This is a genomic window from Streptomyces sp. NPDC058326, from assembly GCF_042879855.1.
Lineage (GTDB): Bacteria > Actinomycetota > Actinomycetes > Streptomycetales > Streptomycetaceae > Streptomyces.
Genome location: NZ_JBHVZO010000002.1, coordinates 130430 through 157031, shown reverse-complemented (window position 1 = coordinate 157031; position 26602 = coordinate 130430). Strand labels below are relative to the sequence as shown.

Annotated in this window: 5 protein-coding genes; 4 read left to right on the top strand and 1 reads right to left on the bottom strand. The window is 72.8% G+C overall.

The features are described 5' to 3' along the window. Position 1: 1 nt before the first annotated feature. Entirely contained in the window at positions 2–1363 is a 1362-nt protein-coding gene (locus ACFVYX_RS03520) for an ATP-binding protein (RefSeq protein WP_389679629.1), read from the bottom strand. Positions 1364–2379: 1016 nt separating this feature from the next. Between ACFVYX_RS03520 and ACFVYX_RS03515 the strand changes: the two genes are divergently transcribed. From ACFVYX_RS03515 to ACFVYX_RS03500, 4 genes are all read left to right on the top strand, one after another. Further along, positions 2380–2979, top strand: coding sequence for an RNA polymerase sigma factor (locus tag ACFVYX_RS03515; protein ID WP_389679628.1), 600 nt, complete (start codon positions 2380–2382; stop codon positions 2977–2979). Then, a complete protein-coding gene (locus ACFVYX_RS03510) occupies positions 2976–3353 on the top strand; it encodes a hypothetical protein (protein ID WP_389679627.1) in 378 nt (125 codons plus the stop codon). The genes ACFVYX_RS03515 and ACFVYX_RS03510 overlap by 4 nt, the downstream gene beginning before the upstream one ends. A 274-nt stretch (positions 3354–3627) precedes the next feature. Continuing rightward, complete coding sequence (locus ACFVYX_RS03505; RefSeq protein ID WP_389679626.1) at positions 3628–13173, top strand: SDR family NAD(P)-dependent oxidoreductase; 9546 nt, start codon at positions 3628–3630, stop codon at positions 13171–13173. Between the two features lie 172 nt (positions 13174–13345). Further along, positions 13346–26545 (top strand): amino acid adenylation domain-containing protein, encoded by a 13200-nt coding sequence (locus tag ACFVYX_RS03500; protein WP_389679625.1) that lies wholly within the window; start codon positions 13346–13348, stop codon positions 26543–26545. The last annotated feature ends 57 nt before the right edge of the window (positions 26546–26602 follow it).

Genomic DNA, 26602 nt, shown 5'->3' with positions numbered 1-26602 from the left:
GTTACTCGTCCTCATCTGACGGCTCGTCGGGGGAAGGGTTGGGCTCGGCGTCGGCGTCCGGACTCCTGGTGCCGTTGAACGCCTCCCACATCAGACCCGGCGGGGGGGAGTCGCCCCGTGAGCCGGTCGGAGCGACGGGAGGCGTGGGGGTCGTCTGGACGACCGGTGTAGGAACGGGCGACTCACGTCGCCGCTGCGGGAGTACGGGTGAGTCGCGCCGGCGCTGCGGGAGGCCGTTGGCGGTGATCGCGACCTCGGCGGGGGCAGGGGAGGGGGCGGGGGCGGCCGCCGGTGTCGGTCGCGGCAGGACCGGGCCGCCCGGACGCCTCATGAGGTGCGGGGGCAGCTTCATGGTGGACGGCGGCATGGTGGTGATCAGGTCCCGGGGAACGAGGACCACGGCACGTACTCCGCCGTACGCGGACGTGCGCAGGTCGACCTCGCATTTGTGCTCGCGGGCCAGCCGGCTGACGACGGGCAGACCGAGCTGGGTCACCTCGCCGAGGCCCGACAGGTTGACGTACCTCCGCGACTGCGCCATGACGCGTTCGACGCGTTCCCGGACCTCTTCGGTGAGTCCGACTCCGCGGTCCTCGATCTCGATCGCGATGCCGGAGGGCACCTCGCTCGCGGTCACCACCACCGGGGTGTGCGGCGGCGAGAACGTCGTGCCGTTGTCGAGCAGTTCGGCGAGAAGGTGCATCAGCGGCTCGGCTCCCGGGCCGACCACGGCCACCTCGGCCACCGAGTGCAGCTTCACGCGGGGGTAGTCCACGATGCGTGACATGGCGCCGCGCAGGACGTCGTAGAGCGGAATCGCCTTCCGCCACTGACGGCCCGGCCGGGCGTCGCCGAGGACCGCGATGTTGGCGGCGAGGCGGCCGATCAGGGCGTTCCGGTGGTCGACGCCCTGCAGACCGCGGGAGACCACGAGGTCGTTGCCGTGCTGGATCTGCATGGCGTGGAGGTCCTTGGCGAGCTGGTGCACGATCGCCTGCATCCTGCGCGCGATCGCCACGAGGGCCCGCTGGGAGGCGTCCCGTGTGTTCTCCTCCGCCTCCACGGCTTCCAGGAGCGTCTGCAGGGCGCCCTTGAGCGCTTCGGTGAAGTCGTCGGCGAGGTGGTCCCCGAAACTGACCGCGCGCATGATCTCCGCGGAGGGGTCGCCCCTGCGCAGCCGCGCCACGGTCGCGGGGAGGAGCTCCTCGGCGAGCCAGACGGTGGCGGCCCGCTGATCCTCCAGACGCGTGAGCAGCGCGGCCTCGCGCTGCGCGTGGTACTTCTCCGCCTCGGCGATCACCCGCGCGTGGCGGACCGCTTCAGCGGCCCGCAGCCGGTGCGCGGTCGCGACGGAGGTGATCACCGTCAGGACGACCGCGGCGACGCCGCACCAGGCGACCGGTGTCCGTATCTGCGCGGGACAGAAGAGCAGCGCTATCGCGGACGCCAGGGCCAGGACTCCGGGTGGGAGAAGCCATTCCCGGGCAACCGCAGTCGGCCGGGCTCTGGAAAACGAACCTGCACGAACCATCAAGGGGTCCCTAAACACTCTGGAATGAGCGGACTGAAAGGGTGCGGTGCGCCGAAGGGAACGGACCGGCCGGATTTCATCCGGGCACGTACGCGTGCTCCCGATGAGGCCCCGGCGAGTCGCTTCGAGATCGTGCCGATGATCGCTCCCCTTTACGGCCACGCTCCGTCCCGCGCACACCACAGCGTCCATGACTCGCTGTGAGCGCGGCGCAACACATCGGGGAGCATAGTCAGTTCGGGTTCGCCATGTGACTTTGCTGGAAGGACAGCCTCCAGCGGTCATTCCGGCCCCATGAAACGACCAATCACCGAACCGAAGACGCAATGAACCGATCACATTCGGGCGCTGCCCGCTCTGCCGCCGCGACGCCCGGTCGCGAGCGGGGAGCTCGACCGCGACTGCCGGCTCGACTGCGAGCTCGATCGCGACTGCGACTGCGACTGCGACTGCGAGCTCGGCTGCGACCGCGAGCACGCCCGCGTCCGTCGCGAGGCGCGGCAACGCTCTCCGACCTGACACACCCCCGGACGCCGCCGCACCCGCTCGGCGTCACGGCCCGGCAGGGCCGGCGGCACGCCTCCGTGCCCGCGCGCGAGCGGGGCCGTGCGCGGTTCGGAAAAAACTTCGGGCGGAGCCGAATCCTTTCCGGACCTCGCCGTCTCTTATCCGTGTACCGGCTGAACCGGCCGGTGGAACCAGGAGGAAACGCACATGTTGGTCACCACCCTCGTCGTCGTCGGCGTCCTGCTCGTGGGCGCGTGCAGCTGGCACCTGATGCGCCGCTACAAGAGCCGTAGCTGACCGGCGCGCCTGCGCGCGGGGCGCCCTACGGGTATGAGTAGCACATGAACCAACGTTTCCCCTGGCCGGACGAGCGGCTCATCAAGGCCGCTCAGGACGGCGACGTCACTTCGCTCACGACCGTCGTCATGGAATCGCAGCCTCATGTGCGCAAGTTCGCCATCTCGCTGTGCGCCTCGCCGCAGGACGCGGAGGACGCGGCACAGGAGGCGCTGATCATCCTCTACCGGAAGATCGGCACCTTGCGGGCCACCGGTGCGCTTGCCTCATGGATGTTCCGGATCGTGCGCAACGAATGCCTCCGGCAGGTACGGCTGCTCGTCTCACGGAGCGACGAGGCGTCGGCCGGACCGGAGGCGTCCGCGGAACCGTCCGCCGAGGAGGCGGTGCTGCACAGGCTGGAGGTGGAACGGATCGCCGCCGCGGTCAGCGCTCTTCCCCGTGACCAGCGGCAGGTCCTGATCATGCGGGACGTACAAGGCCTGCCAGGGAGGACCGTGGCCAGTTCGCTCGGTCTGAGCACCGCCGCGATGAAGTCGCGGCTGCACAGAGCGCGCGCGTCACTGCGTCAGTCCCTCGCGGTGACCGACCCCATACCGGATCAAGCCATCGACCCACCCGTCGAAGGAGACTCGCGACCGTGAACACCGTGAACACCGTGAAGCCCGCACAGGACGTGAAGGCCCCGGCCACCACGCGGGCCGCGTCCCGCGACATGAACTTCGCCAGCAAGTCGGTCCCGCGCCATCTGGCGCGCGGCGCCATCGGCTTCGGGCTCATCATCGGCTCGATCGCCATGGTGCCCGTCGCCGGCCCGGCCACCCTGCTGGCGGCCCCGCTGGCCCTGATCGCCTTCCGCGGCTGCCCCACCTGCTGGATGGTCGGCCTGGCGCAGACCATCTCGCGCGGGCGCCTGGAGCGCCAGTGCGTGGACGGCGTCTGCACCCTCACCAAGGCGGACCCGGCGGCGAAGGCCGCGGAGGGCGCGACGGGCGACACCCCGGCCGCTTCCCGGTGACCTGACCGCGGCCCGTCCGCTGAACTCGCGAAAGCGGCGGGCCGGCCGTTGTCAACCGCTTTACCGCGTGTCGACGGTGTTTCCGTGGTCGACGAGAAGGTGCGAGTGACGCCCTCCCCCGATTACCCGGGCGTATTAATTTTGTTAACCAACTCGCGGCCATGGCCATTGGTTTACGGAGCGCCGACTCGGTGCTAGTGTCCGAATCGAATGTGGCTGGGCCGCCGAGTCGGCTGCGCCGTTGATTGTGCTTCACGGGGGGAGCAACAACACTATGATCCGCCATGCCCGGAATCAGGCGGCAGGGCCGCCGCCGGACAGTGACGACCGGACCGTTGCCGTCGTCGGACTTTCCTGCCGCTTTCCCGGCGGGGCAAGCCCTGCCGAATTCTGGGATCTCCTCAGGAACGGCCGCGACGCGATAGGGGAGCCACCCGCGGATCGCGCACACCTCGGTGCATTAGGCGACGGATCGTCGCGCCCCGGGGGTTTTCTGCCCCGGGTCGACACCTTCGACGCGGAGTTCTTCGGGATATCCCCGCGTGAAGCCGCCGCGATGGATCCGCAGCAGCGGCTCGTGCTTGAGCTCGCCTGGGAGGCGCTGGAGGACGCCAGGATCGTCCCGGCCGCGCTCGCCGACACCGACACGGGTGTCTTCGTCGGCGCGATCGCCGACGACTACGCGACCCTCACCCACGCGGCCGGCCCCGGCGCCACCTCCGCGCACACGGTGACCGGGCTGCACCGCGGCATCATCGCCAACCGGGTCTCGTACGTCCTGGGCCTGCGGGGACCGAGCATGGTGGTCGACACCGCGCAGTCATCGTCGCTGGTCGCGGTGCATCTGGCCTGCGAGAGCCTGCGTCGCGGAGAGTCCACCGTGGCCCTGGCCGGCGGCGTCAACCTCAACCTGGCACCGGAGAGCACCGAGGCCCTCGCGGCCTTCGGGAGCCTCTCGCCCGACGGCCGATGCCACACGCTCGACGCCCGGGCGAACGGCTACGTCCGGGGCGAGGGCGGCGGCGTGGTCACGCTGAAACTGCTGAGCCGGGCCCTGGCCGACGGGGACCGCGTCCACTGCCTGCTGCACGGTGGCGCCATCGGCAGCGACGGCGCGAGCGACACCCTTCCCACTCCGAGCGGAAAGGCCCAGGAACGGGTCATACGTGACGCCTGGGAAAACGCGCGAATACCGCTGGAACAAGCACAGTACGTAGAAATACACGGATCGGGCACCCGGGTCGGCGACCCCATAGAAGCATCAGCTCTGGGCTCGGTTTTCGCCTCGTCCCGCACCACGGATAATCCGCTCAGACTGGGATCCGTCAAGACGAACATCGGCCATCTCGAAGGCGCCGCGGGCATAGCGGGGCTCATCAAGACCATTCTCTGCCTCAAAGAGCGAGAGCTAGTTCCCACCCTCAACTACCGCACCCCCCATCCACAGATACCTTTCTCCGATCTGCGGATCGCCGCCCTCACGGAAACCGGACAGTGGCCGAATCCCGATGAGCCGCTCTTCGCTGGTGTGACTTCGGTCGGCATGGGCGGAACCAACTGTCATCTGGTGCTCGGCGAGTGGTCGGGCGACGCCGCCCCGGCCGTAGAGAACAAGCCAGAACAGCCAAGGGACGCGGACGCTTCGACGGGATTCGATTCCGTCCCCTGGGTGCTGTCGGGGCGCGGGGACAAGGCACTGCGCGCCCAGGCGGCCCGGCTGCGCGACCACCTCGCCGCCCACCAGGATCTCCCCGCCGTCGAGGTCGCCCGAACCCTCGCCCACGACCGCACGGCCTTCACCCACCGGGCCGTCCTGGTCGGCGCCGGCCGCGACGCCCTGCTGACCGCCCTGGACGCCGTCGCCGAGGCCCGGGTCACCCCGGCCGCGGTCGAGGGAACCAGCCGGCGGACCGTCCGCGAGGCGGTGTTCGTCTTCCCCGGCCAGGGCTCGCAGTGGGCCGGCATGGCAGCCGAACTCCTCGACAGCGCCCCCGTCTTCGCCCGGGTCGTCGAGGAGTGCGAGCGCGCACTGCGCCCGTACCGCGACTGGTCGCTCACCGACGTGCTGCGCGGCCGCCCCGGCGCGCCGGCCCTCGACCGCGACGACGTCGTGCAACCCGCCCTGTGGGCCGTGATGGTCGGCCTCGCCGCGCTGTGGCGGGCGGCGGGCGTCGAACCGGCCGCGGTCGTCGGCCACTCACAGGGCGAGATCGCCGCCGCCACCGTGAGCGGCGCCCTCACCGTGGACGACGCGGCCCGGCTGATCGCCGTGCGCAGCACCGCCCTCGGCGCCCTCGCCGGGCGCGGAGGCGGCATGCTCACCGTGTCGCTGCCCGCCGACCGGGTGCGCGAGGACCTCGCCGCGTACCCGCAGTTGAGCGTGGCGGCCGTCAACTCCCCCGGCATGACCGTGGTGGCGGGTGACGGGGCCGCCCTGGACGCGCTGGCCGCGCGGTACGGCGAGAGCGACGTCCGCACCCGGCGCGTCCCGGTCGCCTACGCCTCGCACAGCCCGCACGTCGACGCCGTACGCGAGACGCTGCCGGCCGACCTCGTCGGGATCGCACCGCGCACCGGAAGCGTGCCGCTGCACTCCACCGTGACCGCCGGGGCGCTCGACGGCTCCGAGCTCGACGTCGACTACTGGTACCGCAACCTGCGGGAACCCGTGCGGTTCGAGCCGACCGTACGGGCGCTCCTCGACGCGGGACACGAGCTGTTCATCGAGATGAGCCCCCACCCGGTGCTCTCGCTGGCCGTCCAGCAGACGGCGGAGGCCGCGGACCTGCCGGTGGCCGCGCTCGGCACGCTGCGCCGCGAGGAGGGCGGCACGCAGCGGCTGCTGCTCGCGTTCGGCGAGGCGTTCTGCCACGGCGCGGAGGTGGACTGGTCCGCCGTCCTGCCCGCCGGCACCGCCCGCGCCGAGCTTCCGACGTACGCCTTCCAGCGGCGCCGCCACTGGATCGCGGCGCAGCCCGGCGCGGCCCGCGCCCTGCCGTCGGCGGCGACCGCGCAGGCACCGGCCCCGGAGCCCCGGCAGGACACCTCCGACGGACACGAGTCCGGCCAGGACCGCTCGCTGACCAGCCCCGCCGCCCTGGAACTGGTGCGGGCGCACACCGCCGCAGTCCTGGGGTACGAGTCCGCCGCCGAGATCGAACCGCGGCGGACGTTCAAGGAGCTGGGCATCGACTCGGCGATGGTCGTCGAGCTGCGCAACCGGCTCGTCGCCGCCACCGGGCGCAAGCTCCCCACCACAGTCGTGTACGACCACCCCAGCCCGGCCCGGTTGGCCGCGCTGCTCGCCGACGCGCCGCACGACGCCGCGGCCCCGGAGGCCCGTACCGATCAGGACGACCCCGTCGTGATCGTCGGCATCGGGTGCCGCTTCCCGGGCGGGGTGGACTCGCCCGAGGCGCTGTGGCAGGTCGTCGCGGAGAGGCGCGACGTGATCTCGGGCTTCCCGGCGGACCGGGGCTGGGACCTCGACGGTCTCTACCACCCGGACCCCGCACACGTGGGCACCTCGTACGTACGCACTGGTGGCTTCCTCGACGATGCCGCCGACTTCGACGCCGAACTGTTCGGGATCTCGCCGCGTGAGGCGCTGGCGATGGATCCGCAGCAGCGCGCTTTCCTCGAGGTCTGCTGGGAGGCCCTGGAGCGGGCGGGCATCGCCCCCGACTCCCTGCGCGGCACACAGGCGGGGGTCTTCGCCGGTGTCATGGCCCAGGAGTACGGTCCGCGCCTCGGTGAGGCCGGCGTGGGGGCCGCCGGTTTCGGGCTGACGGGGACGACGTCGAGTGTGGCGTCCGGACGTGTGGCCTACACCCTCGGGCTGCAGGGCCCGGCGCTGACGGTGGACACGGCGTGCTCGTCGTCGCTCGTCGCCCTGCACCTCGCCGTACGCGCTGTCCGGTCCGGCGAATGCTCGCTGGCCCTTGCCGGTGGTGTGACCGTCATGTCGACACCGGGCATCTTCGTGGAGTTCTCGCGTCAGCGGGGGCTCGCGGCGGACGGCCGCTGCAAGTCGTTCTCGGCGGACGCCGACGGCACCGCATGGGCCGAAGGCGTCGGCGTACTCGTCGTCGAACGCCTTTCCGACGCCCGCAGGCACGGACACACGGTCCTCGCCGTCGTGGCCGGCACCGCCGTGAACCAGGACGGCGCCTCCAACGGACTCACCGCACCCAGCGGCCCCGCACAGGAACGGGTCATCCGCGCCGCTGTCCAGGACGCCGGCATCACCTTCGCCGGAGTCGACGCGGTCGAAGCACACGGCACCGGCACGGTCCTCGGTGACCCGATCGAGGCGCAGGCCCTGCTGGCGACCTACGGCAAGGAACGTGACGGCCGGCCGCTGTATCTGGGCTCGCTGAAGTCGAACCTCGGACACGCCCAAGCCGCCGCAGGCGTCGGCGGTGTCATCAAAATGGTGATGGCACTGCGCCACGCCGAGCTGCCCGCCTCACTCAACGTCAGCAAGCCCAGCGAGCTGGTCGACTGGGCCACCGGCGGCGTCGAAGTACTCACCGAACCCCGCCCCTGGCCCCCCACCGACAACAAGGTCCGCCGAGCCGGAATCTCCTCCTTCGGCATCAGCGGAACCAACGCCCACATCGTCCTCGCCGAAGCCCCGGCCGAGGACGAGACGGCGCACGAGCCCGGGGACGACGGCTCCGCCCCCTTCTGGGTGCTGTCCGGCCGTACCGAACCGGCACTGCGCGCGCAGGCCACCGCACTCGTCGAGGCCCTGGACGCCCGCGACGACGTGTCGACCCGTGACCTGGGCCGCGCCCTGGCCACCACCCGTACCGCGCTCGACCACCGCGCGGCCGTCACCGCGGAGGACCGGACCGAGGCCGTCGCGGCGCTTGCCGCGCTCGGGCGCGGTGAGGCGCACTCCGCGCTGACCCTCGGAACGGCACGCCCCGACGACGGTCTCGCCTACCTCTTCACCGGGCAGGGCAGCCAACGGGTGGGAATGGGCGGTGAGTTGTACGCGGCGGAGCCGGTCTTCGCCGAGGCACTCGACGCGGTGTGCGCCGAACTCGACGCCTGCCGCGGCTCCGTGCCGGGCACGCCGCCGATCCGCGACGTGATGTTCCACGACGCCGAGGCACTCGACCGCACCGAGAACACCCAGGGCGCCCTCTTCGCGCTCCAGGTCGCGCTGTTCCGGCTGCTCGAACACCAAGGCCTGGCACCGGACGCCGTACTCGGCCACTCCATCGGCGAGTTCGCCGCCGCTCATGTCGCCGGGATCCTCACCCTGCCCGACGCCTGTGCCCTGGTCACCGCGCGCGGCCGGCTCATGCAGGCCCTGCCGGCCGGCGGGGCGATGATGGCCGTACAGGCGTCGCACGACGAGGTCCGCGCGCTCCTCGACGGCCGCGAGCACGAGGTGAGCATCGCCGCCGTCAACGGTCCCTCGGCCGTCGTCGTCTCCGGCGACGTCGAGGCCGTCGAGCAGGTCGCCGCCACGTTCGCCGCCACCGGCCGCAAGACGCGCCGGCTCGTCGTCAGTCACGCCTTCCACTCCCACCGCATGGACGGGATGCTCGACGCGTTCGCCGCCGTCACGGCGGGCATCCGCTACGCGGAGCCGCGCGTCACCATGGTGTCCACCGTCACCGGTCAGCCCGTCGAGGTCACCGCCGACTACTGGGTCAGGCAGGTGCGCCGCGAAGTACGGATGTCCGACGGTCTGGCCGCGCTCCACGGCCTCGGGGTGCGGACCTTCCTCGAACTCGGCCCCGACGGTGTGCTGTCGGCGCTCGGCCAGAGCTGTCTGGACGACGACGCGCTCGCTTTCGTCCCCGTGCTGCGCCGTGGCCGGTCCGAGCGCCGGACACTGGCCGGTGCGCTCGGCGCCCTGCACGTCCGCGGCCGGAGCCCGGAGTGGCACGCCGTGTTCGGCCCTGGCCGGACGCCCGGCCTGCCCACGTACGCCTTCCAGCGGGAGCGTTACTGGCTGACCGCGCACGGCACGGAAGGACCGGCCGGTCATCCGCTGCTCGGCGCCGCCGTCGAACTCGCCGAGTCCGGGCAGACCGCGCTGACGGCCCGGCTCGGCCGCCGTACCCACCCCTGGCTCGCCGACCACGCCGTCCTCGGCTCGGTCCTGCTGCCCGGCACCGCCTTCCTCGAACTCGCCGCCCACGCGGGAGCACGGACGGGTACGCCTCGGGTCGCCGAACTCACCCTGCTCGCCCCGCTGGTGATCCCCGAGGAGGGCCGCAGCGAGGTACAGGTCGTGGTGGCCGCGCCCGGCGACGACGGCCAGCGCGCGCTGACCGTGCACGCCCGCACCGAGTCGCCCGACGGCACCACCGAGCCATGGACCCTCCACGCCACCGGGACCCTCGCGCCGCACGGCGGGGCGTCCGCGAGCGCCGCGGGCCGGACCGTCGCGGAGGCCGAGCCGCTGGCCGTCGAGGGCTGTTACGACGGACTCGCCACGGCGGGCTACGCCTACGGGCCGGTCTTCCAGGGCCTGCGCGCCGCGTGGCGGGACGGCACGGACCTGCTCGCCGACGTCGCCCTGCCGCCGTCCGTCACCGACGCCGGCTCCTACGGGCTGCACCCGGCGCTGCTCGACGCGGCCCTGCACCCGATCGTCCTGGCCGCCCTCGAGGACGGTGACCGCAGGCTGCTGCCCTTCTCGTGGCGCGGCGTGAGCGTCCACCAGCCGGGGGCCCGCGCCGCCCGCGTCCTGATCACCACCACCGGTCCCGACGCGGTGTCGCTGACGCTCGTCGACGAGTCCCACGCGGTGATCGCCGAGGTCGAGGAGCTGCTCCTGCGGCCGGTGAGCGAGAACGTGGCCGTTCCCCGGTCGCTCCACCGCCTGGACTGGCGGCCGGCCACGTCGGACGGGGAAACGTCCCCGTCGGCCGCCGTGCTCGGCTCCGCCGACCTGGGCGTCGGCCCGCGGTACGCCGGTCTCGCGGAGCTCGGCCTGGCCCTCGACGCGGGGCTTCCCGCCCCCGCGGTGGTCTTCGCGCCGCTCGGGACACTCGCGGACCCGGCGGACCTCGCGGCGCCCGGCGGCAGCGCGAACCCCGCAGGCCTCGGGGACGGGCCGGCGGCCGGTGCCCTGCCCGCCGTACACCAGGCAGACGTCGGGGACGGGCAGGCGGCCGGTCCCCGGCCCGCCGTGCACCGGGCGCTCGCCCTTCTCCAGGCCTGGCTGGCCGACGACCGGCTCGCCGACTCACGGCTCGTGCTCGTCACCCGGGCCGCCGTGGCCACGGCACCCGACGCCGACGTGGACCCCGACGGCGCGGCCGTCTGGGGTCTGGCACGCTCGGCGCAGACCGAGAACCCGGGGCGGGTGGCACTCCTCGACGTGGACTCCGCGGCCGACTGCCGGACCGCACTGCCGCTGATCGACGCGGAACCGCAGCTGGCTGTACGGGACGGGGCCCCGCTGGTGCCGCGGCTCGGCCGGGCCACGGGCGGCGGAGCCCTGGTTCCCCCCGCGGGGACGGTCGCCTGGCGGCTCGCGGTCCGCGACCGCGGAACCCTGGACAACCTGCTGCTCGAACCCTGCCCGGAGTCGGTCGCCCCGCTGGGCGACGGCGAGGTGCGCATCGCGGTACGCGCCGCCGGCGTCAACTTCCGCGACGTCCTGAACACCCTCGGTCTCTACCCCGGCGACCCCGGTCTCCTCGGCCTCGAAGGGGCCGGTGTGGTCACCGAGGTCGGGCCGGGCGTCACCGGTCTCGCCGCAGGAGACCGGGTCATGGGCCTGTTCTCCGGCGCGTTCGGTCCGGTGACCGTCGCCGACCACCGGCGGGTCGCCGTCATGCCCGCCGACTGGACGTACGCCCAGGCCGCGTCCGCGCCCATCGTGTTCCTGACCGCCTACCACGCCCTGGTCGACCTCGCCGGTCTGGCCCGGGGCGAGCGTGTCCTGATCCACGCCGCCGCGGGCGGCGTCGGTATGGCCGCCGTCCAACTGGCCCGGCATCTGGGGGCGGAGGTCTACGGCACGGCGGGGCCGGGCAAGTGGGACGCCCTGAGTGGCCTCGGCCTGGCCGGGTCGAACCTGGCGTCGTCGCGCACCCTGGACTTCGAGGCCGCGTTCGGCGCGGCCACCGGGGGCCGCGGCATGGACGTCGTACTGAACTCCCTCGCCGGTGAGTTCGTGGACGCCTCCCTCAGGCTGCTGCCGAACGGTGGCCGCTTCGTGGAGATGGGCAAGACGGATCTGCGCGACCCGGAGCTGATCGCGGCCGTCCACCCCGGCGTGGACTACCGCTTCTTCGACCTGCTCCAGGAACCGACCGAGCGGATCCACGAACTGCTGACGGATGTCCTGCGGTTGCTGTCGTCCGGGGCGCTCACCCCGCTGCCGATCAGCACCTGGGACGTCCGCAGGGCGCCGGAGGCGTTCCGTCACGTCAGCCAGGCCCGGCACATCGGCAAGGTCGTCCTCACCCTCCCTCCGTCCCTCGACCCGGACGGCACGGTCCTCGTCACGGGCGCCACCGGGGCCCTCGGCGGACTCGTCGCCCGGCACCTGGTCACCGAGCACGGCGCACGCCGACTGCTCCTCGTCAGCCGTCGCGGGCCCGACGCCCCGGGCGCCGGGAAGCTCGCCGCAGAACTCGCCGAGCTGGGCGCCGAGGTCGTCGTCGCCGCCTGCGACACCGCCGACCGAGAGGCACTCGCCCAGCTCCTCACCGGCGTCCGGCTCACCGCCGTCGTCCATGCCGCAGGCGTGCTCGACGACGGCGTGATCAGCGCGCTCACCCCCGAACGCCTCGACACGGTGCTCGCGGCCAAGGCGACCGCGGCCCGTCATCTGCACGAGCTGACCGTGGACCAGGACCTCGCGGCCTTCGTCCTCTTCTCCTCCGTCATGGGTGTCATCGGTGGCGCCGGCCAGGGCAACTACGCCGCGGCCAACGCCTACCTGGACGCCCTCGCCCAGCACCGCGCGGCCCAGCGTCTCCCCGCGGTCTCCCTGGCCTGGGGCATGTGGGCGGACACGGCGGGCGGGCCGGGTGCCGCCGGCATGGCGGGCACGCTGTCCGAAGCCGACCGGGGGCGCATCGCCAGGACCGGCCTCGCCCCCATCGACCGGGCGGAGGGCCTGGCCCTGCTCGACGCGGCACTGCGCATGGACACCGCCGCGCTCGTGCCCGCGCCCCTCGACCGTGCCGCGCTCGGCGCGCTGGGTGCCCAGCTCCCCGCGGTGCTGCGGGACCTGGCACCGGCCGCGCCGCGACCGGCCCAGGCCACGGCCACGGCCGCCGTGTCCGCGACGACCGGGACCCTGCGCGACCGGCTCGCCGGGCTGAGCCGGGCCGAGCAGGAGGAGCTGCTGCTCGATCTCGTACGCGTGCAGACCGCCGCCGTACTCGGCCGGTCCTCCGCGGCCGGGATTCCCGCCGACCGCTCCTTCAAGGACCTGGGCTGCGACTCGCTCACCCTCGTCGAACTGCGCAACAGGCTGCAGAGCGGCGCCGGACTGCGGCTGCCCGCGACCTTCCTCTTCACCTACCCGACACCGCTGGCGGTCGTGGCCCACCTCCACGCCGAACTGGCTCCGACAGAGCCGGAATCCGTCGGCTCCACCGCCCCCGGGTCCGTACCCGGTCTGGTCGAACTCGACCGGTTGGAAGCGGCGATCGCCGGGCTGTCGGACGACACCCAGGACGACATCAGGGCCGAGATCGTCCAACGGCTCCAGGCACTGGTGATCCGTGTACCGGCCCAGCGGTCCCGGGCCGACGACAACGATCTGACCGCGCGGGTCCAGTCCGCGTCGGTCGACGAACTCCTCGCGTTCATCGACTCCGAACTCTGACACCGCTCCGCTCAGCGCGGACCTCCACCCCGCTCAGCCTGTCCGCCGCGTGCGGCGCGCTCCCGCGCGTCGCACGGGCACCCACGCCCGTACCGCACGCACTCAGGCACACGCACATGCATACGCACATGCACACGCACAGCTTCACGACGCCTACGGGGGCATCATCGCCATGACAACACCGGACAACGACAAACTGGTCGACTACCTCAAGCGCCTCACCGTCGACCTCCACCAGTCACGTCAGCGGGTCCGCGAGCTGGAGGCGGGCACCAATGATCCGATCGTGATCGTCGGCATGGGGTGCCGTTTCCCGGGCGGGGTGGACTCGCCCGAGGCGCTGTGGCAGGTCGTCGCCGAGCAGCGCGACGTGATCTCGGGTCTCCCGGCCGACCGGGGCTGGGACCTCGACGGCCTCTACCACCCCGACCCGGACCACGCCGGTACGTCGTACGTACGCAACGGCGGCTTCCTCGACGGTGCCGCCGAGTTCGACCCGGCGTTCTTCGGCATCTCGCCACGTGAGGCGCTGGCGATGGACCCGCAGCAGCGACTGCTGCTCGAAGTGTCGTGGGAGGCCCTGGAGCGGTCCGGCATCACGCCCGGATCGCTGCACGGCACGTCGACGGGCGTGTTCCTGGGCGCGATCGCCCAGGAGTACGGTCCGCGCCTCGGTGAGGCGGGTGCGGCGGCCACGGGATTCGGGCTGACGGGGACGACGTCGAGTGTGGCGTCCGGACGTGTGGCCTACACCCTCGGGCTGCAGGGCCCGGCGCTGACGGTGGACACGGCGTGCTCGTCGTCCCTTGTCGCCCTGCACCTCGCGGTGCAGGCCCTGCGGTCCGGCGAGTGCTCCCTCGCCCTCGCGGGTGGTGTGACCGTCATGTCGACACCGGGCATCTTCGTGGAGTTCTCGCGTCAGCGGGGGCTCGCGGCGGACGGCCGCTGCAAGTCCTTCTCGGCGGACGCCGACGGCACCGCATGGGCCGAAGGCGTCGGCGTACTCGTCGTCGAACGCCTTTCCGACGCCCGCCGGCACGGCCACACGGTCCTCGCCGTCGTGGCCGGCACCGCCGTGAACCAGGACGGCGCCTCCAACGGACTCACCGCACCCAGCGGCCCCGCACAGGAACGGGTCATCCGCGCCGCCGTCCAGGACGCCGGCATCACCTTCGCCGGAGTCGACGCGGTCGAAGCACACGGCACCGGAACCGTCCTCGGCGACCCCATCGAAGCCCAAGCCCTCCTCGCCACCTACGGCAAGGAGCGCGACGGCCAGCCGCTCTACCTCGGCTCACTGAAGTCCAACCTCGGACACGCCCAAGCCGCCGCAGGCGTCGGCGGCATCATCAAAATGGTCATGGCACTCCGCCACGCCGAACTCCCCGCCTCACTCAACGTCAGCAAGCCCAGCGAACTCGTCGACTGGGCCACCGGCGGCGTCGAAGTACTCACCGAACCCCGCCCCTGGCCCCCCACCGACAACAAGGTCCGCCGAGCCGGAATCTCCTCCTTCGGCATCAGCGGAACCAACGCCCACATCGTCCTCGCCGAAGCCCCGGCCGAGGACGAGACCGCGCGGGAGACCTCGGCCGATGCGGGCCCCCTGGAAGGGGCAGCCCTGCCGTGGATGGTGTCCGCGCGTTCGGCGGACGCTCTCGCCGAGGCCGCGGGACGTCTGGCCGAGTACGTACGGGCACGGCCCGAGCTCAGCCCGGCCGACGTGGCCGTCTCCCTGGCCACCGGCCGGTCCGCCTTCGAGTCGAGGGCCGTGGTCCCCGGCACCGAGGGACGTGACGGGCTGCTCGCCGGCCTGGACGCACTCGCCTCCCGCGAGATCGACGGCGAGAACGGTGTGTCCTCTTCCCGAGCCGTGTTCGTGTTCCCGGGGCAGGGGTCCCAGTGGGTCGGCATGGCGAGCGGTCTGCTCGACTCCTCGCCCGAATTCGCCCGCGTCATCAACGCCTGCGAAGCCGCCCTCGCACCCTTCGTCGACTGGAAACTCACCGCCGTCCTCCGCGGCGAGGACGGCGCCCCCGGCCTCGACCGCGTCGACGTCGTCCAGCCCGCCTCCTGGGCCATGATGATCGCCCTCGCCACCCTCTGGCGCACCGCCGGCGTCAACCCCATCGCTGTCGTCGGCCACTCCCAGGGCGAGATCGCCGCCGCCGTCATCGCCGGCGGACTCACCCTCCAAGACGGCGCCCGCGTCGTCGCCCTCCGCTCCAAAGCACTCCGCGTCCTCTCCGGCGGCGGCGGCATGGCCTGGCTCGCCATCCCCGAACCCCAAACCGAAGAACTCCTGGCCTCCTGGCCCGGACAGATCTCCGTGGCAGCCGTCAACGGCCCCTCCTCGACCGTCGTCGCCGGACAGCCCGAAACCCTCGACGCACTCCTCACCCACTGCGAGGCCACCGGCGTCCACGCCCGCCGCATCCCCGTCGACTACGCCTCCCACTCCGCCCACGTCGACGAGATCCGCGACACCCTCGCCAGCGAACTCAAGGACGTCACCCCGCAGTCGGGCCGGATCGCCTTCCACTCCACCGTCACCGGCAGCCTCCTCGACACCGCCGAACTCGACGCCGCGTACTGGTTCCGCAACCTCCGCAGCCGCGTCCGGCTCGCCGACGTCATCGGACAACTCGCCGCACCCGACGTCGTGTTCGTCGAAGTCAGCGCCCATCCCGTCCTCGTCTCCGGCATCATCGAAACGCTCGGTGACACCGGCGCGGCCGTCGCCACCCTCCACCGCAACACCGGAACCCTCGAACGCTTCATCCAATCCGCCGCCGAAGCCTGGTCCCACGGCCTCACCATCGACTGGCCCACCCTCCTCACCCCCTACCAAACCCACACCACCGAACTCCCCCCCTACCCCTTCCAACGCCACCACTACTGGCTCACACCCCAACCCGCCACCACCGACGCACGAGGACTCGGTCTGGCCTCGGCCGGGCACCCGCTGCTCGGGGCCGTGGTCGAACTCGCCGAGGAGGACAGGCTGGTGTACACGGGGCGGCTCGCCCTCGACACCCAGCCGTGGCTCGCCGATCACGCCGTGCTCGGCACCGTGCTGCTGCCCGGTACCGCGTTCCTCGAACTCGCCATGGCCGTGGGAGCTAGGACGGGCTGGCGGCGGCTCGCCGAACTCACCCTCCAGGCTCCCCTGGTGCTTCCGCCCGGCGAAGCCGTACAGCTCCGGGTGACCGTCGAGCCGGCGGGCGCGAACGGGCAGCGGGAGCTGGCCGTGCACTCACGGCCGCAGGACGCCGACCCGGGTGTCCCGTGGACGCGGCACGCCGCGGCGGTGCTCGACATCGACGAGGCCGCCGCGGACTTCGACCTCGCCGCGTGGCCGCCGCCCGGCGCCCGCGAGATCGACGTCGAGACGCGCTACGACACCCTCGCGGAAGCGGGCTACGACTACGGCCCGGCCTTCCAGGGCCTGCGGGCCGCCTGGCGTGACGGCCATGACGTCTACGCCGAGGTGAGCCTGCCCGCCGAGCTCGACGCGACCTCGTTCGGGGTCCACCCCGCTCTGCTCGACGCGGCTCTGCACGCGGTCGGTCTGCTCCGCGAGGACTCCGGAACCGTGCTGCCCTTCTCCTGGTCCGGCGTCACCCGCTACGCCGAAGGCGCCGGCGCCCTGCGCGTACGGCTGAGCACCCGGGGTGAGGACGGCGTGAGTCTCCGCGTCACCGACAGCGCGGGCAAGCCCGTGCTGTCCGCCGAGGCGGTCACGATGCGGCCGTTCACCGCCGACCTGGCCGCCGGGCGCGGATCCGACGCGCTGTTCCGGCTGGAGTGGCAGCCGGTCCAGGCCACCACGGGCGACGTCGACCTGTGCCTGGTCTCGGCCCTGGCGGAGGTCCCGGACCTGGTCCCGAAGGTGGTCGGCGTGCGATGTCCGGTCGCCTCACGGGACTCGGGCAGCACGGGAGCCGCTCTCGCCGACGACGCCCACGCTGCCGCGTGCTGGGCTCTGGGACTGGTCCAGGAATGGCTGGCCGACGTCCGTTTCGCGGGCTCCCGCCTCGTCGTCCTGACCGACGGCGCCGCCGGCCCCGAGGTGACGGACCCCGCCCAGGCCACCGTGTGGGGACTGATCAGGGCCGCGCAGTCCGAACACCCCGACCGGTTCGTCCTGTTGGACACGGACGGGAGGATGGATGCGGGCACGGACACGCTCACGGACGAGGCGCCGCACCGGGCCGGCAACGTCACCGGTGCCGTGCTCACCGAACCCCAGCTCGCCCTGCGGGACGGATCGCTCCTCGCCCCCCGGCTGGTCCGGCACACCGCCGCAGCCGGCCCGGCCGGCGGCACCCGGCTCGACCCGGACGGCACCGTGCTCGTCACCGGCGGAACCGGCGTGCTCGGCGCGTCGGTGGCACGGCACCTGGTCACCGAGCACGGTGCTCGCCGACTGCTCCTCGTCAGCCGTCGCGGGCCCGACGCCCCGGGCGCCGGGAAGCTGGCCGCAGAACTCGCCGAGCTGGGCGCCGAGGTCGTCGTCGCCGCCTGTGACACCGCCGACCGTGAGGCACTCGCCCAGCTCCTCACCGGTGTCCGGCTCACCGCCGTCGTCCACACCGCCGGCCTGCTGGACGACGGCGTGGTCGAGTCGCTGACCGAGGAGCGGCTCACCGCCGTACTGCGGCCCAAGGTGGACGCCGCCGCGCACCTCGACGAACTCACTTCCGGACAGGACCTCGCGGCCTTCGTCCTCTTCTCCTCGGTGGCGGGCGTACTCGGCAACCCGGGCCAGGCCAACTACGCCGCCGGCAACGTCTTCCTCGACGCGCTCGCCGCCCGCCGCCGGGCCGCCGGCCGCCCCGCGACCTCGCTCGCCTGGGGCCTCTGGGCCGAACGCACCGGCCTGACCGGCCACCTGGACGACGGAACCCTCTCGACCCGCGGCATCGCACCGCTCTCCACAGAACAGGGTCTCGAACTCCTCGACCGGGCGCTCGCCGACGACCATCCGGTGCTCGTCCCGGCCTGTCTCGACCCGGCCGCGCTGCGCTCCGACGCGCTCACCGGCACCCTGTCCCCTGTGCTGCGCGCGCTCGTACGGGTCCCGCAGCGGCGCGCCGGCGAGTCCGGCCTGCGCCGCAGGCTCGGCCGGATGTCCGAGGAGGAGGGCCGCCGCCTGCTGCTGGACCTCGTCCGCGGGCAGCTCGCCGCGGTCATCGGCCAGGACTCGTCGGACGGGATCGACCCGGAGCAGCCGTTCAAGAGCTTCGGTGTCGACTCGCTCCTCGCGGTGCAGCTGCGCAACCGTCTCAACTCCACCACCGGCCTGCGGCTCCCGGCCACCCTCGTCTTCGACCACCCCACGCCGGCCGCCGTCGTCGACTTCGCACTCGCGCTCGCGCGGGAAGGCGCCGAGCGCGCCGCGCCCGAGCCCGTCACCGCCGCCGCGCCGCGTCCCGACGACGATCCGATCGTGATCGTCGGCATGGGGTGCCGTTTCCCGGGCGGGGTGGATTCGCCCGAGGCGCTGTGGCAGGTCGTCGCCGAGCAGCGCGACGTGATCTCGGGCTTCCCGGCGGACCGGGGCTGGGACCTGGCCGGCCTCTACCACCCGGACCCGGACCACTCCGGTACGTCCTATGTGCGGCACGGCGGATTCCTTCACGAGGCCGCCGAGTTCGACCCGGGGTTCTTCGGGATCTCGCCGCGTGAGGCGCTGGCGATGGATCCGCAGCAGCGGCTGCTGCTCGAAGTGTCCTGGGAGGCCCTGGAGCGGTCCGGGATCGCGCCCGGGTCGCTGCACGGCAGCGACACCGGTGTGTTCGCCGGGGTGATGTACCACGACTACGGCGGCGGCGGCCGGCTGCCGGAGGAGGCCGAGGGCCACTTCTTGACCGGCACCGCCGGCAGTGTCGCCACCGGCCGGATCGCCTACACGCTCGGGCTGCAGGGGCCCGCTCTGACGGTGGACACAGCGTGCTCGTCGTCCCTTGTCGCCCTGCACCTCGCGGTACGGGCTCTCCGGTCCGGCGAGTGCTCCCTCGCCCTCGCGGGCGGCGCCGCGGTGATGTCCACCCCCAACACCTTCATCGAGTTCTCGCGTCAGCGGGGGCTCGCGGCGGACGGCCGCTGCAAGTCGTTCTCGGCGGACGCCGACGGCACCGCATGGGCCGAAGGCATCGGCGTACTCGTCGTCGAACGCCTTTCCGACGCCCGCAGGCTCGGCCACACGGTTCTGGCGGTCGTGGCCGGCACCGCCGTGAACCAGGACGGCGCCTCCAACGGACTCACCGCACCCAGCGGCCCGGCGCAGGAACGGGTGATTCGCGCCGCCGTCCAGGACGCCGGAGTGACCTTCGCCGGAGTCGACGCGGTCGAAGCCCACGGCACCGGCACCGTCCTCGGCGACCCCATCGAAGCCCAAGCCCTCCTCGCCACCTACGGCAGCGAACGCGACGGCCAGCCGCTGTATCTGGGCTCGCTGAAGTCGAACCTCGGACACGCCCAAGCCGCCGCAGGCGTCGGCGGCATCATCAAAATGGTCATGGCACTGCGCCACGCCGAGCTGCCCGCCTCACTCAACGTCAGCAAGCCCAGCGAACTCGTCGACTGGGACACCGGCGGCGTCGAAGTACTCACCGAGCCGCGCCCCTGGCCCCCCACCGACAACAAGGTCCGCCGAGCCGGAATCTCCTCCTTCGGCATCAGCGGAACCAACGCCCACATCGTCCTCGCCGAAGCACCCGTAGAGCCGGTCGTCGAAGACGCGCCCGCCGATGCGGCCGCGCTGGACGGTACGGCCCTGCCGTGGATGGTCTCGGCGCGCTCGGCGGACGCTCTCGCCGAGGCCGCGGGACGACTGGCCGCGCACGTACGGGCACGGCCCGAGCTCAGCCCGGCCGACGTGGCCGTCTCCCTGGCCACCGGCCGATCCGCCTTCGAGTCACGGGCCGTCATCCCCGGCGCCGAAGGACGTGACGGACTGCTCGCCGGCCTGGACGCACTCGCCTCCCGCGAGATCGACGGCGAGAACGGTGTGTCCCCTTCCCGAGCGGTGTTCGTGTTCCCGGGACAGGGGTCCCAGTGGGTCGGCATGGCGGTGGGATTGCTTGATATCTCACCCGAGTTCGCCCGCGTCATCGACGAGTGCGAGGCCGCTCTGGCCCCGTACGTCGACTGGAAACTCACCGCCGTCCTCCGCGGCGAGGACGGCGCCCCCGGCCTCGACCGCGTCGACGTCGTCCAGCCCGCCTCCTGGGCCACGATGATCGCCCTCGCCACCCTCTGGCGCACCGCCGGCGTCAACCCCATCGCTGTCGTCGGCCACTCCCAGGGCGAGATCGCCGCCGCCGTCATCGCCGGCGGACTCACCCTCCAAGACGGCGCCCGCGTCGTCGCCCTCCGCTCCAAAGCACTCCGCGTCCTCTCCGGCGGCGGCGGCATGGCCTGGCTCGCCATCCCCGAACCCCAGGCGGAGGAGCTGCTGACCTCCTGGTCCGGCCGCATATCGGTGGCGGCTGTCAACGGCCCGTCGTCGACCGTGGTCGCCGGCCGGCCCGAAGCCCTCGACGAGCTTCTCGCCCACTGCGAGGCCACCGACGTCCACGCCCGCCGCATCCCCGTCGACTACGCCTCCCACTCCCCCCACGTCGACGAGATCCGCGACACCCTCGCCAGCGAACTCAAGGACGTCACCCCGCAGTCGGGCCGGATCGCCTTCCACTCCACCGTCACCGGCAGCCTCCTCGACACCGCCGAACTCGACGCCGCGTACTGGTTCCGCAACCTCCGCAGCCGCGTCCGGCTCGCCGACGTCATCGGACAACTCGCCGCACCCGACGTCGTGTTCGTCGAAGTCAGCGCCCATCCCGTCCTCGTCTCCGGCATCATCGAAACGCTCGGTGACACCGGCGCGGCCGTCGGCACGCTCCTCCGCAACAGCGGCAGCCTGGAACGCTTCGTCGAATCCGCCGCCGGAGCCTGGTCCCACGGCCTCGCCATCGACTGGCCCACCCTCCTGGCCCCCTACCGGGCCCGCACCACCGAACTCCCCTCCTACCCCTTCCAGCGCCGGCCCTTCTGGCTCACGCCCGAACCCGCCGCCACCGACGCGCGCGGCGTTCCGCGACCGGCCGGGCAAGTCGCGGAGGCCGCAGCCCTGCTGGGCGTACGGCTGCCGTCGTCGCCGCTCGCGCAGGCGCAGTTCGCCCCGCGGCTCGACCCGGCGGCGCACCCGTGCCTCGGTGACTTCGTGGTCGGCGGGCGGCCGGTGGTCAGCGCCGGGGTGTTCGTGGAGACGCTGATCGAGGCGGTCGCCGAACTCGCCGGTCCCGGGCCGGTCTCCGTCGAGGACCTGGAACTGCCCCTCGACCTGGTCCTCGAACCGGCCGCCGCCGATCCGTCGGCGACGCCCGGCGTTCGCGCCGCCCAGCTCATCGTGGACGAGGACCGGTTCCGGTACTACGCCCAGGACGCCGCCGGCGGTTGGGAGCTGCACGCGCGGGGCCGGGCCCGGTCGGGCGCGTCGGCCGCACCCACGGTGACGCTCGCACCGGTCGGGTCGGGCCGCGAGCTGACCGGGGACGAGCTGTACCGGCTGCTGTGGCAGCGCGCCCTGTATCTGGGCTCCGCCGCCCGCTGGGTGGAGCGGATCAGGCTCGGCCGGGGCGAGGCCACCGCCGAGATCAGGCCCGCCGTGCCGGGTGAGGCCGAGCCGTATCTGATGCACCCCGGCCTCGTCGACGCCATGTTCCAGACGGCGCTCGCCTGCTTCCCCACGGACGGCCCGGCCCTCGTGCCGGTCGGTCTCGACCGCTTCGTCCACTACGACCGCGGCGGGTCTCAGGATGGGCTGCGATGTCACGCCGAACTGTTCGACGGCGGCACCCGGGCGCGTATCCGGCTCGTCGCCGCGCAGGGCAGGCTGGTCGCGGAGGCCGACGGCGTACGCTTCGTCCCCGCCGTGGCCCGGCCCGTGGCGGAGCCCGCGGCCGTACGGGTCCCCATGGCCGGAGGCGTACGGACGGCCGAGCACGCGCCCGCGCTCCCGGAGGCGCCGACGGTGCTGCCGGTGGCGACCGCCCCGGCGCAGGTTCCGGCCGGCTCCGCCGGCGTCGAACCCGCCCTGTCGCCCGAGGCGGCACGGGCCTTCGTGGTCCGGACCGTCGCCCAGGCGCTGGGCACCGTTCCGTCCCGGCTCGACGCCCGTCACTCGTTGCAGGCGCTCGGCCTCGACTCGCTGATCGCGATGAAGATCCGGACGGCGCTGAACCGGGAGTTCGACGTTCTGCTTCCGATGACGGCGTTCCTCGACGGCCGCTGCACCGAGGACATCGCGGAGGACGTGCTCGCCGCTCTCGGCGCCGGAACCGAGGCGGAAGCCCAGCAGGCGGACGCCGGAACCGACGCCGACACCGGCGCCCCCGGAGACGACGCCGACCGCTACGAGCCGTTCGGTCTCACCGACCTCCAACAGGCCTATCTCGTGGGCCGGGGTGACGCCTTCGAGCTCGGGAACACGTCCACGTACTTCCAGATCGAGATCGACCTGGAGAACGTGGACCTGGACCGGCTCGGCTCGTCCCTCCGGGCGATGATCGAGCGCCACGACATGCTGCGGGCGGTGTTCACCGCCGAGGGCGAGCAGCGCGTACAGCGCGATGTCCCGGCGTACGTGATCCGTGAGACCGATGTCTCCGCACTGGACCCGGCCGGGCGGGAAGCCGCGCTGGCCGCCGTCCACGAGGAGATGCGGCACCAGGTCTTCGACACGGCCCGCTGGCCGCTGTTCGACGTGCGGGTGACCCGGATCGACGAACGGACGATACGGCTGCACGCAGGCTTCGACGCCTTGATCATCGACGGTTTCAGCACCTCGATCCTGTTCAAGGAGTGGGCCGCGCACTACCGCGGCGAGACGCTGCCCGAACTGGGCCTGCGCTACCGGGACTACGTCCTTCAGGCGCGCGCCCTGGAGGGCGGGCCCGACTACGAGCGGGCGCTGTCCTACTGGCGGGACCGGCTCGACACCCTGCCGCCGGCGCCCCAGCTTCCGCTGGCCGTCGACCCGTCGAGTCTGGACCGGCCGGTGTTCAACCACCGTGGCGCGACCCTCTCGCGGGAGGACTGGGCCCGGTTCAAGGAGCACGCGGCGGCGGCCGGGGTCAGTGCCTCGGCGGCCCTGTGCACGGCGTACGCGCAGGTGATCGCGGAGTGGAGCGCCACTCCCGACTTCTCGCTGAACCTGCTGTACTTCAACCGGCTGCCGCTGCACCCGCAGGTCGGCGACGTCATCGGGAACTTCTCCACGACGCTGATGCTGGAGATCCGCGACTCGGCGGAGGACACGTTCGCCGCCCGCGCCGCCGACGTCCAGCGCCGGCTGTGGAGCGACATGGAGCACAGCCAGGTCAGTGGTGTGCAGGTGCTCAGGGAGCTGAACCGGGCCCGCGGGGCCTCGGTGCGGGCCGCCGCGCCGGTCGTCTTCACCAGTCTGGTGAACTTCGCGGGTCAGCAGGACACCGAACGGCGCGGAGTCGTGCAGTACCTGGCGGGGATCGGTGAGAACGGCCGCCAGGTGAGCAGCTCGGTCCGCACCCCGCAGGTGTGGCTGGACCACCAGGCGGTCGAGGAGGCCGGTGAACTCGTCCTGAACTGGGACGTGATCGAGGAGCTGTTCCCGGCGGGCTGTGTCGACGCCATGTTCGCGGCCTATCTGCGGATGCTGCACGACCTGTCGGGTGACCCGGCGGCCTGGCAGCGGCCGAGGCCCGCTCTGACGCCGGCCGCCGACCTGGACGTACGGGCCGCGGCCAACGCCACCGGGGGGCCCGTGCCCGAGGGGCTGCTGCACGAGGCGGTCCTCGACCGGGCCGCGGCGACGCCCGACGCGCCGGCGGTGATCTCGCGGGCGCTGACCCTGACGTACGCGGAGCTCGACCGCAGGTCCAACCAGGTGGGGCACCGGCTGCGCGCCCAGGGGGCCGGGCCGGGGGACCTCGTGGGGATCGTCATGGACAAGGGCTGGGAGCAGGTCGTCGCGGCTCTCGGCATCCTGCGGGCGGGGGCGGCGTACGTCCCGATCGACGCCCGGGTGCCCGCCGAGCGGCTGCACGTGCTCCTGGAGAGCGCCGGAATCAGCAGCGTCGTGACCCAGCCGTGGGTGGACGACACGGCCGACTGGCCGCAGGGTGTGCGCAGGACGGTGGTGCGGGCCGACGACGAGGGTGAGGAGCGCCCGCTGGGCCCGTCCGGCGCCAAGTCGAACGACCTCGCGTACGTGATCTTCACGTCCGGCTCCACGGGGCTGCCCAAGGGCGTGATGATCGAGCACGGCGCGGCTCTCAACACGGTGGTCGACGTCAACGAGCGGTACGGCGTCACGGCGGCGGACCGGGCCCTCGGGCTGTCCTCGATGCACTTCGACCTGTCGGTCTACGACGTGTTCGGGCTGCTCTCGGCGGGCGGCGCACTCGTCCTGCCCGAGCCGGCCGCGCACCGCGAGCCCGCCCGCTGGGCGGAGCTCGTCACCGAGCACGGGGTGACCCTCTGGAACAGCGTGCCCGCGCTGATGGAGATGTTCACCGAGCACGCCCTCGCGAACGGGATCACCGGGCTGCCGCTGCGGCTCGTGATGATGAGCGGGGACTGGATCCCGGTGACGCTGCCCGGCCGGATCATGCTGCTGCTGCCGGACGCCGGGCTGTGGAGCCTCGGCGGCGCCACCGAGGCGTCGATCTGGTCGATCCTGCACCCCATCGGGGACGTCCAGGACGACTGTGTGAGCATCCCGTACGGCAAGGCGATGCGTAATCAGCGTTTCCACGTGCTGGACGGTGCGATGCGGCCCTGCCCCGTGTGGGTGCCGGGCGACCTGTACATCGCCGGGGTCGGTCTGGCCCGGGGCTACCTCAACGACGAGACGAAGACCCGCGCCGCGTTCCTGCACCACCCGGTCACCGGTGAACGGCTCTACCGCACCGGCGACCTCGGGCGCTTCCTGCCGGACGGCAGCATCGAGTTCCTCGGCCGGCAGGACTCCCAGGTGAAGATCCAGGGCTACCGCATCGAACTGGGTGAGGTGGAGGCCGCTCTCACCCAGTGCGAGGGCGTGCGGCGCGCGGCGGTCGTCGCCGCGGGCGAGCAGCACGGGCCCAAGCGGCTGATCGCGTACGTCGTCCTCGACGAGGGCCGCGACGACACCGAGCGCCAGATCACCGAGGCGCTGCGCCGGATGGTCCCGCAGCATCTGGTGCCGCAGCGCGTCCTCGTCCTGGACGAACTGCCGCTCAGCGACAACGGGAAGGTCAACCGGGCGGCGCTGCCCGCGCCCGACGACGTCGCGGTCGAGGGCGCCGGGTTCGTCGCGCCCCGCGACGACGTGGAGCGGCGGCTCGCGGAGATCTGGGCGGAGTTCTTCGGGGTGACCGAGATCGGGGTGACCGCGAGCTTCTTCGAGCTCGGCGGGGACTCACTGCTCGCGGTGCGCCTGATGGCCAGGATCGCCCGCGGTCTGGGCGTCGGCCTGCCGCTGTCCAGCCTCTTCGCCCGGCCGACCATCGAGCTGCTCGCCCGGGCGGTCCGGGAGTCCGGCGGCGGCGAGGAGGGCCGCGGGGCGCTGGTGCCGGTGCGCACCACGGGTTCGCGGACTCCGCTGGTGTTCGTCCACCCGGTCGGTGGCGATGTGCTCTGTTACGCGGAACTCGCCGAACTCCTCGGTGAGGAGCAGCCGTTCTACGCGCTCCAGCTGCCGGACACGGAGCTGCGGAGCGTCGAGGACATGGCCGCGCACTACGTCGCGGCGGTCCGCGAGGCGCTGCCCGACGGCCCGTACCGGGTCGGCGGCTGGTCGATGGGCGGGGTGATCGCCCTGGAGATGGCGGCCCAGCTCACCGCGGCGGGTGCCGAGGTGGACCTGCTCGCCGTGATCGACCTGATGGAGCAGCCGGGTCCCGCCGGCGGCGCACCCGTCTCCGACGAGGTGCTGCTGTCCTGGTTCGCCCGGGACCTGGCGGGTCTGGCCGGGGTGGACTGGGAGCTGCCGCCGGAGGCGTTCGACGGGCGCCCGCCGGTGCGGGTGCTGCACGACGAGGCCCGTGCCGCGGGGGCGTTGTCCGAGGACATCGACCTCGACACGCTGAGCCGTATCGTCGGCCGGTTCCAGAGCAACTACCGGGCTCTGCTGCGGTACGCGCCGAGCGGCTTCGCCGGGCGGGTGGTGTCGCTGCGGGCCGCGGACGGCGGTGCGTCGGTCGAGACCGCGTCCCGTTGGATGGAGTACTTCTCCGGCGACGCCGTCCTGGTCGATGTTCCCGGCGATCACTACACGGTGATGCGCGGCGAGCGGCTGCGCGTCCTCGCCGGTGAGCTGCGGCGGGCCCTCGACGCCGGCTGACCCGAACCGGCCGGGCCGCCCGCGCGGGCGGCCCGGCCGGTCCACCCCGGGCCGGTC